The sequence below is a fragment of the Rahnella sp. 1L-D-7-B-C2 genome, assembly GCF_057290995.1.
On the sequence record NZ_JBXAVQ010000010.1, the window covers coordinates 129915 to 143996 of the forward strand.

Here is a 14082-nt window from a genome sequence, read left to right on the forward strand (position 1 = left end):
AGCTGGGTCATTCTACGTTAAATAATCGGTTTACGGTCACTTAAACATCGTTGTTGTGTGAATATTTTTTACCAACCGGTTCAACCTGCTCCGGTCCGGCAAAAAAATCACCTTGGCCGCCGTGGATCCCCTTATCGAGCAGGATCGACCACTCCTCTTTTGTTCGCACGCCGGAGGCAAAGACCAGAGCCTGTGTCCCTTCACATGCACTCAGCAGGCTTTGTACAAACAGCTGATTTTCAATTCTTTTATCTATATCCCGCACCAGACCCGGATGAAGTTTGACCCTTTCCACCGGGAAAGTTTTCAGATAAGAGGTACTGACCACCGTCAGACCGGCCTGTGAAACGGCCAGCCGACAGCCTAAACCTTGCAATAAACGAATCGCCGGACGCAGGCGGTCGGTATGTTGACAGAGATCTGCCTCAGCAAGTTCAATCAAAATCCGATTTCGTTGTTTTTTCTCACACTGGAGCAAGGTATCGCGCAGCCAGCGTACAAAAGAGCGCTGCAATAATGAATCAACCGTCAGGTGAAATGCCAACGTTTCGTCAGGCCAGCGGTTAAGTAACGGAATAATCTGACTTATCATGATGCGGTCGTAGCTTTGTGACAGGCCGAACTGCACCACCAATGGTATGAACTCCGCAGCCAGCAATTCGTGCTCGCCGTCAAAGACCCGGCGCTGTAATTCGCGGTGATCGAGTTTGCCGTTTCGGGAAAATGCCGGTTTCTGATATAACCGCGGCCCGCCGCGCGCCAGCGTATTTTCCAGCAGGGTTCGCCAGCGCACGCTGCCGCGCCCTTTTTCAGGCACATTATTGTCGAAGATAAACCAGCTGTTGCTGCCCTGAAACGCCGCGTGACGCGTCGCCTGCTGCACCATATCCATTACCTGATCCGGCGTCTGGCCAAAACGATAGGCGCTGATGCCGATGTACATCAGGGCATCACGATCGATAAGCGACGATGTCGGTAACACACCGAGCGCATTTACCAGCTGTGCCGCCATCACTTCAGCTTCTTTGAGCGTCCGGTGCGGCAGGAGAACGGCAAAATCACTGTGGAAATAACGTGCCAGTAAGGCATCAACGTGGCGCATCACAAAGGTCGATAGCAGATTGACCATTGCGGAACGCAATTCTTCCACCATCGCCTGCCCGTGGGTTTCGCGCATCAGATCAAAATCAGGCAGGCGCAGCAGCATGATCACGCCGTGTGTGCCCTCTTCTTCCAGCTGTGTCGCCAGCTGATTATCAAAGAACAATCGGTTGCTGAGGCCGGTCTGCGAATCCTGCTGGGCATAGGCGCGAATCAGGGTATCGACGCGGCTGCGCTGCTCGCGGGCTTCATTCAGATCGGTCAGTAACAGATCGATGGCACTGCTGGCAGAATGTGGCCATTCGCCCAGATTACCGGTCAGCCCTTCGCGCTCACCGCGTAAAATTCGTACCGCGCGATCTTCCAGTTTCTCAACGCCATTAGTTTCCTGTCGCAGCCAGCGGAAACTGAGTAACAACATGCCGAGCATAATCAGGATGGCCACGCTGATGGTGAGCGTAGAGCGCATGGAGCGGATGTAACTGCTGACGGGGTCGATATAAGAGACGTGCAGCGTCATATCAGGGTGCTGCATGAGCGGGTAAACGGCGGTGTTGTATTCGGGCATCGCGCTGTCCCACGAGCGGTGTAAACCCGGGCGTTCGTGATATTCGTAGACGGTAGAGTTGTTGAGTTTTACTTCAATGTCCGTGACGTCCAGCATGCGCATGGCCTGCGGCAACCAGCGCTGAGCCTGTGCGGGGGATTGTGACAACAGCGCCTGATCGTAGGTCGTCGTCAGCGCCTGAAGATGTTGCTCGGTGCTTTGCTTGTTCAGATAGATAAAGCTAAAGGTCACGCCCAGCAACATCAACAACATTGCCAGCGCAACTAACATCGAAATCAGTGCTGAGAGTCGGGTAGTAAATCGCATCCCTGTGCCTTACTCGCTACGGTGAAGTGAAAACAGGCCCGTTCTGTACGCCTGCCATAAAAAACGCGGCTATATTACCTCAGTAAGACGAACAGGATTTGACATACATTCATAGCATAGCAACTGAAAAAGCCATTAATTCAGAATTCTTATAGTTCTGATCACTTTTTTGAAATTCGTTTTTACTTTCCATACCTCGCAAAAGCCTGAGTTTCACGCCATGCTGTCTGAATAATCATAAAAACTATGAATGCGATTGATGTCGTAAACCGGAGACTGCCATGTATAAACCCCGCAAACTCACCGAGGCGGATGTCACGCCTGAAAGCATTTTCTACGATCGCCGCAAAGTTTTGCAGGCGCTGGGGATTAGCGCTGCGGCACTGGCACTTCCGCAGACTGCCCAGGCGGATATCCTCTCCTGGTTTAAAGGGCACGACCGCCCGCCCGCACCTTCCGGTAAGCCGCTGGACTTCAGTAAACCTGCTGCTTATCAGAATGACCTGCCGCTGACGCCGGAAGATAAAGTCACCGGTTACAATAATTTCTATGAATTTGGTCTGGATAAGGCTGATCCGGCAGCCAACGCCGGGCAACTGGTCACATCGCCGTGGAAAATCACCCTTGATGGCGAAGTCGGTAAACCAATGACGCTGGATATGGATGACATCATGAAGCGCTTCCCGCTCGAGCAGCGCATCTACCGTATGCGCTGCGTAGAGGCATGGTCGATGGTGGTGCCCTGGGTCGGTTTCCAGCTGAGTAATATTCTCAAACTCGCCGAACCTACCAGCAATGCGCGCTATGTAGCCTTCACCACGCTGTATGACCCGGAGCACATGCCCGGCCAGAAAGACCGGTTTATTGGCGGCGGGCTGGATTATCCGTACGTGGAAGGATTGCGTATAGATGAAGCGATGAATCCACTGGCGATGCTGACCGTCGGCGTTTACGGCAAAGCGTTGCCGCCGCAAAACGGTGCGCCTATCCGCCTGACGGTGCCGTGGAAATATGGCTTTAAAGGCATCAAATCTATCGTGAATATCAAGTTCACCAAAAATGAACCGCCAACGACGTGGAACCAGATCGCAACCAACGAATACGGCTTTTATGCCAACGTGAACCCGCATGTGGATCATCCGCGCTGGTCGCAGGCAACAGAACGCTTTATCGGTGCCGGCGGATTACTTGACGTGAAGCGCCAGCCGACGCTGCTGTTCAATGGTTATGCCGAACAGGTGGCATCGATGTATCACGGCATGGATCTTCGTAAGTTCTATTAAGGAAAGGAAGTCATACTTATGCGCCGTCTGAGCCCTGCAAACATTACCTGGCTGAAAGTGATCATCTGGCTTGCCGCAATCCTGCCTTTTTTATGGCTGCTGCTTTCTGTCGATCAGGGCTGGTTCAGCGCCGATCCGGCGAAAGATATTCAGCATTTTACCGGTCGGATGACTCTGAAATTTTTACTGGTGACGCTGCTGGTCACGCCAGTTGCGCGCTATGGCAAGCAACCGCTGCTGATCCGTATCCGCCGTCTGCTGGGATTGTGGTGTTTTGCGTGGGGAACACTGCATCTTCTGAGTTATTCCTTCCTCGAACTGGGTGTCAGTAACCTGAAGTTGTTAGGCAGTGAACTGATTTCTCGTCCCTATCTCACCCTGGGGATTATCAGCTGGATACTGCTGCTGGCACTGGCCTGCACTTCGACGCTGTGGGCGCAGCGTAAAATGGGCGCAGCGTGGCAAAAGTTGCATAATTTTATCTATCTTATCGCCATTCTTGCGCCGATCCACTATCTTTGGTCGGTGAAAGTGTTATCGCCGCAACCGGTGATCTACGCCGCAATTGCCGCCATTTTGTTGGCACTTCGTTATAAGAAATTCCGCCAGTGGCTGCGATAGGCTGCGGAACTTTTCTGTGTTCTGCCCCTCATAATTCCTGTAAATCAACCCTCTTGCACCGGCCGAGGGTTGATTATCTTCGCTGATAAGACCAGTATTTAGCTGCTAATTGCCACGATATCATTATAATGCCCGACCTCATGTTGAGGAGACAGGACGATTTGCCCCGAAACAGGTGACAAATCGGTGACATCAGGGTATTTTCTACAATCTTTGTCTAATTGCCGGAGATAGGCTCACAATGGCGCATAAGTTTGACATTTTGCTACTGAACGGTCCTAACCTGAATTTGTTAGGCACCCGTGAGCCTGAAACGTACGGACACACCACGCTCAACGATATTGTTAAAGGTTTGGAAACGCAGGCTGCTGCCGCTGATGTGGCACTGAGTCATCTGCAATCTAACGCAGAACATGTCCTGATTGAACGCATTCATCAGGCACGCGGAAATGTCGATTTTATCCTCATCAATCCCGCGGCCTTTACCCATACCAGCGTGGCGCTACGCGATGCATTACTGGGGGTCTCGATTCCGTTTATCGAAATCCATCTGTCAAATGTCCATGCCCGCGAAGCGTTCCGGCATCATTCCTATCTTTCCGACATCGCAGTGGGCGTCATTTGCGGACTTGGCGCAGACGGCTACCACTTTGCTTTACAGGCAGCGGTTAATCGCTTGTCTAAAACCCACTAATTTCTACGCAAAAAGAGTACGGAATCACACCCATGGATATTCGTAAAATTAAAAAACTGATCGAACTGGTTGAAGAATCAGGCATTTCTGAACTGGAAATTTCTGAAGGTGAAGAGTCAGTTCGTATCAGCCGTGCTGCACCTGCGCAGGCTTATCCTATGATGCAACAGGCGTACGCTATGCCTGTTCAACAGCAGCCTGGTCTGGCTGCTGCGGTTGCTCCAGCAGCACCTGCTGAAGCCGCTGCTCCGGCTGCAATCAGTGGTCACATCGTTCGCTCCCCGATGGTAGGTACTTTCTACCGCACGCCAAGCCCGGACGCGAAAGCCTTTATCGAAGTGGGCCAGAAAGTGAACGCGGGCGATACTCTTTGCATCGTTGAAGCGATGAAAATGATGAACCAAATCGAAGCGGACAAATCCGGTGTTGTTAAAGCAATTCTGGTAGAAAGCGGGCAACCGGTTGAATTCGACGAGCCGCTGGTCGTCATCGAATAAACGAGGCGTACCATGGTAGATAAAATTGTTATCGCGAACCGCGGCGAAATTGCCCTGCGTATTTTGCGTGCCTGTAAAGAGATGGGCATCAAAACCGTTGCTGTGCACTCCACCGCTGACCGTGACCTGAAACACGTGCTGCTGGCAGACGAAACCGTCTGTATCGGCCCTGCACCTTCAGTTAAAAGCTATCTGAACATCCCTGCAATTATCGCTGCAGCAGAAATTACCGGCGCGGTGGCTATTCACCCTGGCTATGGTTTCCTGTCCGAGAATGCGGATTTCGCAGAACAGGTTGAGCGTTCAGGCTTCATCTTCATCGGCCCGAAAGCAGAAACTATCCGCCTGATGGGCGATAAAGTGTCTGCCATCCACGCGATGAAAGCCGCTGGCGTTCCTTGTGTACCAGGTTCTGACGGCCCGCTGGGCGACGACATGGATCTTAACCGTGGCTTCGCCAAACGCATCGGCTATCCGGTCATCATCAAAGCCTCTGGCGGCGGTGGCGGTCGTGGTATGCGCGTTGTGCGCAGCGATAAAGATCTCGAGCAGTCCATCAACATGACCCGTGCGGAAGCCAAAGCGGCTTTCAACAACGACATGGTATACATGGAGAAATACCTCGAAAATCCACGTCACGTGGAAATTCAGGTACTGGCCGACGGTCAGGGCAACGCGGTCTATCTGGCTGAACGTGACTGCTCCATGCAGCGTCGCCACCAGAAAGTCGTGGAAGAAGCGCCAGCACCAGGCATCACGGAAGAACTGCGTCGTTTCATCGGCGAACGTTGTTCCAAAGCCTGTGTGGATATCGGCTACCGCGGTGCGGGTACTTTCGAGTTCCTGTACGAAAACGGTGAGTTCTTCTTCATCGAAATGAACACCCGTATCCAGGTTGAGCATCCGGTTACCGAGATGATCACCGGTGTGGATTTGATCAAAGAGCAGCTGCGGATCGCTTCCGGTCAGCCTCTGTCGATCAAACAAGACGAAGTGCGTGTCAAAGGCCATGCGGTGGAATGCCGTATTAACGCGGAAGACCCAAACACCTTCCTGCCAAGCCCGGGCAAAATCACTCGTTTCCACGCACCTGGCGGTTTCGGTGTTCGTTGGGAATCGCACATCTACGCAGGCTACACCGTGCCTCCGTATTACGATTCCATGATTGGTAAACTGATCACTTACGGCGAAACCCGTGAAGTGGCGATTGCTCGCATGAAAAATGCACTGGCGGAGCTTATCATCGACGGCATCAAAACCAACATTGAACTGCAACAGCGCATCATGAATGACGAGAACTTCCAGATCGGTGGGACAAACATCCACTATCTGGAGAAAAAACTCGGTTTGCAGGAAAAATAAAAAGACCGTACCGTTGCGTACTCTCTTATCAAGGCCGGATATTCCGGCCTTTTTTACGTTTAGGGGGAGAAGAAAATGACAATTGATAAACGTTTTCTACAAGCCAACCGGGAAGCCCGCTGGGCATTCGGGCTGACGATTGCTTATCTGTTGGCGTGGTGTTTTGCCGCCTACATTCCTGATGATAAACAGGGCATCACCGGTCTTCCGCACTGGTTTGAGATGGCCTGCCTTCTGGTTCCGCTGATTTTTATTCTTTTGAGCTGGCTGATGGTTCGCGTCATCTATCGAGATATTCCACTGGAGGACCATCATGCAGACTGAAGTCTTGTTACCGCTTGTGGCCTATTTACTGCTGGTGTTCGGATTGTCAGTGTATGCCTATACCCGCCGTCAGCAGGGTAACTTCCTCACCGAGTACTTCCTCGGTAACCGCTCGATGGGCGGTTTTGTACTGGCGATGACCCTCACCGCGACATACATCAGTGCCAGCTCCTTTATTGGCGGCCCGGGTGCGGCGTATAAATTCGGCCTTGGCTGGGTATTACTGGCGATGATTCAGCTACCGGCGGTCTGGCTGTCGCTCGGCGTGCTGGGCAAAAAATTCGCCATTCTGGCGCGACGCTATAACGCCGTGACCCTCAACGATATGCTGTTCGCGCGCTATCAGAGCCGTCTGCTGGTCTGGCTGGCAAGCCTGAGTCTGCTGGTCGCGTTCCTTGGCGCAATGACCGTGCAGTTTATCGGTGGCGCACGTCTGCTGGAAACAGCGGCCGGGATCCCTTATGACACCGGTCTGCTAATTTTTGGTGTGAGTATCGCACTGTATACTGCGTTTGGCGGTTTCCGTGCCAGCGTGCTCAACGATGCGATGCAGGGGCTGGTGATGCTGCTGGGCACGATTTTGCTGCTGGTGGCGGTGATCCATGCGGCCGGTGGTCTCCACAGTGCCGTTGATAAACTGCAACAGATCGACCCGAAACTGGTGTCCGTCCACGGCGGTGATGACGTTCTTTCGCTGCCGTTTATGGCGTCCTTCTGGATTTTGGTGTGCTTTGGTGTGATCGGCCTGCCGCACACCGCCGTACGATGTATCTCCTATAAAGACAGCAAAGCGGTGCATCGCGGTATCATGCTCGGCACAGTGGTGGTCGCCATCCTGATGTTTGGGATGCATCTGGCCGGGGCGCTTGGTCGCGCTATCTTGCCTGATCTGAAGATCCCCGATCAGGTAATCCCGACACTGATGATCACAGTCCTGCCGCCTTATGCCGCCGGAATATTCCTCGCCGCTCCGATGGCCGCGATTATGTCGACCATTAACGCCCAGCTTTTGCAGTCGTCTGCGACGATTGTTAAAGACTTGTACCTCGGCGTAAAACCAGAGCAAATCACCAACGAGCGCCGTTTAAAACGCTTCTCCAGCTGGGCAACGTTCATCCTCGGTTTGCTGGTGGTACTGGCCGCGTGGCGTCCGCCTGAAATGATCATCTGGCTTAATCTTCTGGCCTTCGGCGGGCTGGAAGCGGTATTCCTGTGGCCGCTGGTGCTCGGCCTTTACTGGGAGCGTGCGAACGCCACCGGTGCGCTGAGCTCAATGATTGTTGGCGCAGTTTGTTATACCCTGCTCGCCAGTCTCGACCTGCACATTGCCGGTCTGCATCCGATTGTGCCGTCGCTGTCGCTGGGATTGCTGGCGTTTTATATCGGCAATAAATTTGGCGTACAGCCGCGCGAAACCGTATTCAAGCCGTCCTGACCGGGCGGTACTGATTTAACAGATTGCTAAGAAGAGAATCGCTATGCCTTGGATCCAACTGAAAATTAACACCACCGGTAATGACGCGGAAACGCTGAGCGACGCGCTTATCGAAAGTGGTGCGGTGTCCGTCACTTTCCAGGACACACATGATAATCCGGTGTTTGAACCCCTGCCGGGCGAAACCCTGCTGTGGGGCGATACCGATGCTATCGGCCTGTACGATGCCGAAACCGACATGGCAGAAGTCGTTGCCCTGCTTGAGAACGAACCGCTGCTGGGCAAAGGTTTCGTACACAAAATCGAGCAACTGGAAGACAAAGACTGGGAGCGTGAGTGGATGGATAACTTCCATCCGATGCGTTTTGGCGAGCGTCTGTGGATTTGCCCGAGCTGGCGCGACGTCCCGGATCCGACCGCCGTGAACGTGATGCTGGATCCGGGTCTGGCGTTCGGTACCGGGACTCACCCGACTACGGCGATGTGCCTGCAATGGCTCGACAGTCTGGATCTTACCGATAAAACCGTGATCGACTTCGGCTGTGGCTCCGGTATTCTGGCAATCGCCGCGCTGAAGTTGGGCGCAAAACACGTCGTCGGGATCGACATCGATCCGCAGGCTATCCAGGCCAGCCGCGACAACGCCGAACGTAACGGCGTATCCGAGCGTTTGTCGCTGTATTTGCCAAAAGATCAGCCAGAGAACCTGTCAGCAGACGTGGTGGTCGCCAATATCCTGGCAGGTCCGCTGCGTGAACTGGCGCCGCTGATTGGCGTATTACCAGTGGCAGGCGGTAGTTTGGGGCTTTCCGGTATTCTGGCGAGTCAGGCGCAAAGCGTGGCCGATGCGTATAAAGATAAGTTCGAGCTGGATGCGGTTGCCGAGAAAGAAGAATGGTGCCGGATAACTGGTGTTAAAAAAGCCTGATCCCTGCAATTTCATGCCCGTTCACCTCAGGGACGGGCTATTTCCTGCGCACTAAATGCGATTTCCTCTGAAAAGTTATTACTGCCACTCTCTGCTCTGTCAACCCTTCCAGGAAGTCCTTACAATTCGCATGGTTTTTATCCATGTGTTTAAACGACTTTAGAAAAGGGAAGTTTCATGAAAATTAAATTACTGGCCATTGTCCTGGCCACCTGCAGTATTTCTGCATTTGCCAGCGAACAAACACACTGGTCTTATGAAGGTAACGGCGCTCCGCAAAACTGGTCCAAAATCAGTCCGGAATTCAGCGAATGTACCAACGGCAAGAATCAGTCTCCTGTGGATATCCACAATGCTTCCCCGGTACATGCCACACCTTTATCCATCAGCTATCTGGCTGCGCCTGAAAGCGTTGTGAACAACGGCCATAGCGTTCAGGTCAACGTGCCGAAGGGCGACACCCTGATTGTGGATGGCGAAACCTTCACACTGCAACAGTTCCATTTCCATTCGCCAAGCGAAAACACCCTCGATGGGAAATCCTTCCCGATGGAAGCTCACTTTGTACATACCAACGCCGCGGGTGAAATTGCCGTAGTCGCGGTGATGTTCAACGTGGGTGATGAGAATAAAGAACTGGCGAAAATCTGGGAGAAGATGCCGTCTGAACCAGGCAAACCGGCAAATATCACCGAAAAAGTGAATCTTTCGAAATTGCTGCCTGCTGAACAGAGCCACTACCGCTTTAGCGGTTCGCTAACCACGCCACCGTGCACCGAGGGCGTTCGCTGGCTGGTGATGACACAGCCTCAAACGCTTTCAGAAGCGCAGCTGGAGAAATTCCAGCATGCGATGCATCATGCCAATAATCGCCCTGTGCAGGACCTGCACGGCCGCGTCATCGTCGCTGAATAATAACGTCTGCCAGATGAGGTACAGAGCTCACTTCTGCTGCCTCTCTTTTCACGGGTGAATCCTTTCCAGGTATCCTAAAAAGAAGTTACTTTCTGACCATGTAGCGATCTGCATCACGGAATTTTGTGGTTGTTGATGCTTAAAACGTCGATCAGGCCCTTAGAATCACCTGTTATAACAGGGTGATTTAGAGAGATATTAGGAATTTCCTCAAGCGCACAATTTAACCGATCGGACTTAACTCAATGTTAATGTTATATAAAATACAAAACAACGCTCAATATTCGCAGCCGCCAGGCATTTTCTTATCAAATTGCTCAAAGTTTGGCCTTTCATCTCACATCAAAAATGCGTAATATACGCGCCCTTGCGGACATCAGTATGGTCATTCTAAGTCTATGCGCATCGGACACCACCAGCTTACAAATTGCCTGATTGCGGCCCCAATGGCCGGTATAACAGACCGACCGTTTCGTGCCTTATGTCATGCGATGGGTGCTGGGATGGCTGTATCCGAAATGCTCTCTTCCAATCCGGAAGTGTGGCGGACGGACAAGTCCCGATTGCGTATGGTGCATAACGATGAACCGGGAATCCGTGCCGTGCAAATTGCCGGTTGCGATCCCGAAGATATGGCGGCTGCCGCCCGAATTAACGTGGCGAGCGGTGCGCAGATCATTGACATCAATATGGGCTGCCCGGCCAAGAAAGTGAACCGCAAACTGGCAGGATCTGCGCTGTTGCAGTATCCGGATTTGGTCAAACAAATCCTCACTGCCGTGGTTAACGCGGTAGATGTGCCAGTCACGTTGAAAATTCGTACTGGTTGGGCACCGGAACACCGTAACTGTGTACAAATTGCCCAATTGGCTGAAGACTGTGGAATTCAGGCCCTGACAATTCATGGCCGAACCCGTGCCTGCCTTTTCAATGGAGATGCAGAGTACGACAGTATTCGGACAGTTAAGCAGAGTGTTTCCATTCCGATTATCGCGAATGGCGACATAACTGACCCGCATAAAGCCAGAGCGGTGCTCGACTACACCGGAGCTGATGCTCTGATGATAGGACGTGCCGCTCAGGGGAGACCCTGGATCTTCCGGGAAATCCAGCACTATCTGGACACAGGGGAACTGTTACCGCCACCGCCTTTAGGTGAGGTACAGCGCTTGTTAATAGGGCACGTACGGGAACTGCACGACTTTTATGGTCAAGGCAAGGGATTCCGTATCGCCCGTAAGCATGTTTCATGGTATCTCCAGGAACATGCCCCGAGTGACCAGTTTCGGCGCTCCTTCAACGCCATAGAGGATGCCAGCGAACAGCTGGAGGCGTTGGAAGCATATTTCGAAAATCTTGCGTAACAAAAAAGAGCTGACAGAACTATGTTCGAACAACGCGTGAATTCTGACGTACTGACCGTTTCAACCGTAAACTCACAAGACCAGGTGACTCAAAAGCCTCTGCGTGACTCGGTAAAACAAGCACTTAAGGGCTATTTTGCTCAACTGAACGGTCAGGACGTGAATGACCTGTATGAGTTGGTTTTGGCTGAAGTTGAACAGCCACTGTTGGACATGGTGATGCAGTACACCCGTGGCAACCAGACTCGTGCGGCCCTGATGATGGGTATCAACCGCGGTACGCTGCGTAAGAAACTGAAAAAATACGGCATGAACTGATACTAATCAGTCGTTGTCTTGAAAAGGCGCTTTTCCGCAAGGGGAGCGCCTTTTTTGTTAAACATCGCACAGTCACTCTCTCCCCTCGATATCCACTCAAAACTTAACCCAGATCAACCGCGATGAGAATAATTCTCTCCCGCATTCAACGAATAAGAATTACTTTAGAGTGACAAAAAGTATCTCTGGGGAGTCGCAATCAATGAAGCAACTTTATACGCGTTTTACCGCCGCGCTGAATAAGCCGGATCTGGCCATTCTGCTGCTACGTATCACCTACGGGCTGCTGATTTTTCATGGCTGGCACAAGCTGCACGACGGGCTGGGTGGCATTCAGGGGATGCTGGCGGATTATGGCATTCCAGCTTTCGTGGCGTATGGCGTGATCATCGGCGAAGTGATTGCCCCGGTCATGATGATACTGGGGATCTTCACTCGCCTGGCGGCGCTTTCTGCCGCTGCCACAATGGTCGTCGCCTGGCTGATGGTTGGCGTTCACCATACGTTCGCATTGTCACCGGTCGGTGCATGGGCGATTGAAGATATTGTGTATTACTTTATGGCCGCCATTGTTATCGCGCTGTACGGCAGTGGCCGTTACTCGGTGATGAGCAATCCGTTATATCGGTAATATCTGTTACGGCATGCTTTTTTACTGCAGCATGCCGGCTCTCCACGTCAATGGGATTGCTTTCTCAAAGAGATACATCTGCTTTATGTATCGTTTTTAGCCGGTTGCTTAAAACATCTCAAAATGGATGCCGATTCGCATGATTATCGGAAAATTACCCTCAGTCGAACGCTCAGATAACATGTTATACTTTGCAGTAAGAGTCGTATTCGCCCCGCTCAACGCCTACGGACAGCCCTTCAGCTTCGCGATCCCGGCTTCTCAATGTAACGCCTGTTAATGTAAATTTTGCGTCAATTATCGACGTTTTTAAAACATTGCCAGGCATGTGTTGTCCCACTATTTGCAGGATAATCCGTACCGCGCCATGCTGTGAGCTCACGCGTTACTCTGTTTTCTTTAATGCAGATGATTAGGCATTTATGACATCTCCACGATTTCGCGCTTCGTTTTTACATCCACGCTACTGGCTGACCTGGTTCGGTCTCGGCGTCTTGTTCCTTCTGGTTCAGCTTCCTTATCCGGTTTTATACCGTTTAGGCGTCTGGCTTGGCCGTACTTCCATGCGTTTTCTGAAACGCCGTGTGTCCATCACCCGCCGTAACCTGCAATTGTGTTTCCCTGATCTGACGCCAGAACAGATCGAAGCCAGAATTGTCAGCAATTTTGAATCTCTCGGCATGGGCTTACTTGAAACCGGCATGGCCTGGTTTTGGTCAGACGCCCGTGTTAAGCGCTGGTTTGACGTCAGCGGCCTGCACAACCTGAAAAAGGCGCAGGAAAAAAATCAGGGCGTCCTGGTTATCGGCGTGCATTTTATGTCGCTGGAACTGGGTGGCCGTGCGATGGGGCTATGTCAGCCGATGATGGCGATGTACCGACCGCATAATAATAAAGCGATGGAATTCGTGCAGACCTGGGGTCGTATGCGTTCCAACAAAGCGATGCTGGATCGCAAAGATTTACGCGGCATGGTTCATGCGCTGAAAAAGGGCGAAGCCGTCTGGTTTGCACCAGATCAGGACTACGGCCCGCGCGGCAGCGTTTTTGCCCCGCTGTTTGCCGTCAATGAAGCCGCCACCACCAGCGGCACCTATATGCTGGCACGTCTGGCAAAACCCGCGTTGATAACCGTTGTCCTGGTACGTAAACCGGCCGGTAAAGGTTACGATCTGGTGATTCAGCCGGCGTTACAGGATTACCCTATTGATGATGAAATGGCAGCGGCGGCTTATATGAACCGCGTCATTGAAACCGAAATTATGCGCGCGCCAGACCAGTATCTCTGGCTCCATCGCCGCTTTAAAACCCGCCCGGCGGGCACGCCTTCTCTCTATCTCTAGGCGTGATAAAACCTCAAGCCCGATGCCTCCGCGTCGGGCTTTTTCATTGAATGGCATATAAACAAGAGAACGGTAACCATCATGGCTAAAAAACCTGACGCAGCCCCTTCCATTTTTGATCACCTGAAAGATGACGACAGTTTCGACCTGTGGGGACGTTCCAGCCTCAGCACCGCACTGAACAACGCCAAACCTAAAACGCCGGACAACGACCAGATCGCCGCTGCCCGTAAACTGATCCAGGGCAGTAAAGATCAGACGGAATGATATCCGGCACGGCTTAAGAAAACCCACCGCGCGAGCAATGCCGATCAGTTAAGGATCGGTTGACCGATCCTTAAACTGCGGCACTATAACGGCTTCCACCACAGGGAGCCGTTTTCTTATGCCAC

General features: G+C 52.2%; 15 protein-coding genes. 14 read left to right on the plus strand and 1 reads right to left on the minus strand.

Going from position 1 to position 14082, the window contains the following annotated elements:
- Window positions 1–40 precede the first annotated feature (40 nt).
- Entirely contained in the window at window positions 41–1975 is a 1935-nt protein-coding gene (gene csrD / locus AC0Z7K_RS16735; RefSeq protein ID WP_485615237.1) for an RNase E specificity factor CsrD, read from the minus strand.
- 281 nt (window positions 1976–2256) lie between these two features.
- Between csrD and msrP the strand changes: the two genes are divergently transcribed.
- From msrP to AC0Z7K_RS16805, 14 genes are all read left to right on the plus strand, one after another.
- Window positions 2257–3258 (plus strand): protein-methionine-sulfoxide reductase catalytic subunit MsrP, encoded by a 1002-nt coding sequence (gene msrP, locus AC0Z7K_RS16740; RefSeq protein WP_485615238.1) that lies wholly within the window; start codon window positions 2257–2259, stop codon window positions 3256–3258.
- 18 nt (window positions 3259–3276) lie between these two features.
- The gene (msrQ, locus tag AC0Z7K_RS16745; RefSeq protein ID WP_485615239.1) at window positions 3277–3879 is read left to right on the plus strand and encodes a protein-methionine-sulfoxide reductase heme-binding subunit MsrQ; all 603 of its coding nucleotides are present in this window, start codon (window positions 3277–3279) and stop codon (window positions 3877–3879) included.
- A gap of 241 nt (window positions 3880–4120) precedes the next feature.
- On the plus strand, window positions 4121–4573 hold the full coding sequence (aroQ, locus tag AC0Z7K_RS16750) for a type II 3-dehydroquinate dehydratase (protein WP_112168390.1): 453 nt from the start codon (window positions 4121–4123) through the stop codon (window positions 4571–4573).
- A 32-nt stretch (window positions 4574–4605) separates the two neighbouring features.
- On the plus strand, window positions 4606–5070 hold the full coding sequence (accB, locus tag AC0Z7K_RS16755) for an acetyl-CoA carboxylase biotin carboxyl carrier protein (protein WP_056776171.1): 465 nt from the start codon (window positions 4606–4608) through the stop codon (window positions 5068–5070).
- A gap of 12 nt (window positions 5071–5082) precedes the next feature.
- On the plus strand, window positions 5083–6432 hold the full coding sequence (gene accC / locus AC0Z7K_RS16760) for an acetyl-CoA carboxylase biotin carboxylase subunit (RefSeq protein WP_112168391.1): 1350 nt from the start codon (window positions 5083–5085) through the stop codon (window positions 6430–6432).
- 81 nt (window positions 6433–6513) lie between these two features.
- Window positions 6514–6756, plus strand: a complete 243-nt coding sequence (locus AC0Z7K_RS16765) for a YhdT family protein (RefSeq protein ID WP_485615246.1) — start codon at window positions 6514–6516, stop codon at window positions 6754–6756.
- Window positions 6746–8191: a sodium/pantothenate symporter gene (gene panF / locus AC0Z7K_RS16770; protein WP_485615240.1), complete on the plus strand. Its 1446-nt coding sequence runs from the start codon at window positions 6746–6748 to the stop codon at window positions 8189–8191. The genes AC0Z7K_RS16765 and panF overlap by 11 nt, the downstream gene beginning before the upstream one ends.
- Window positions 8192–8234: 43 nt before the next feature.
- Window positions 8235–9119, plus strand: a complete 885-nt coding sequence (gene prmA / locus AC0Z7K_RS16775; protein ID WP_485615241.1) for a 50S ribosomal protein L11 methyltransferase — start codon at window positions 8235–8237, stop codon at window positions 9117–9119.
- Window positions 9120–9296: 177 nt separating this feature from the next.
- Complete coding sequence (locus AC0Z7K_RS16780; RefSeq protein WP_485615242.1) at window positions 9297–10034, plus strand: carbonic anhydrase; 738 nt, start codon at window positions 9297–9299, stop codon at window positions 10032–10034.
- Window positions 10035–10432: 398 nt separating this feature from the next.
- Window positions 10433–11398 carry a tRNA dihydrouridine synthase DusB gene (gene dusB / locus AC0Z7K_RS16785; RefSeq protein ID WP_112168396.1) on the plus strand — a complete coding sequence of 322 codons (966 nt, stop codon included), beginning with the start codon at window positions 10433–10435 and terminating at the stop codon, window positions 11396–11398.
- A 21-nt stretch (window positions 11399–11419) separates the two neighbouring features.
- Window positions 11420–11716, plus strand: coding sequence for a DNA-binding transcriptional regulator Fis (fis, locus tag AC0Z7K_RS16790; protein ID WP_004097144.1), 297 nt, complete (start codon window positions 11420–11422; stop codon window positions 11714–11716).
- A 202-nt stretch (window positions 11717–11918) separates the two neighbouring features.
- Window positions 11919–12347, plus strand: coding sequence for a DoxX family protein (locus AC0Z7K_RS16795; RefSeq protein ID WP_413530528.1), 429 nt, complete (start codon window positions 11919–11921; stop codon window positions 12345–12347).
- 422 nt (window positions 12348–12769) lie between these two features.
- Window positions 12770–13690, plus strand: a complete 921-nt coding sequence (gene lpxP / locus AC0Z7K_RS16800) for a kdo(2)-lipid IV(A) palmitoleoyltransferase (protein ID WP_485615243.1) — start codon at window positions 12770–12772, stop codon at window positions 13688–13690.
- A gap of 81 nt (window positions 13691–13771) precedes the next feature.
- The gene (locus AC0Z7K_RS16805) at window positions 13772–13957 is read left to right on the plus strand and encodes a hypothetical protein (protein WP_413530526.1); all 186 of its coding nucleotides are present in this window, start codon (window positions 13772–13774) and stop codon (window positions 13955–13957) included.
- Window positions 13958–14082: the final 125 nt, after the last annotated feature.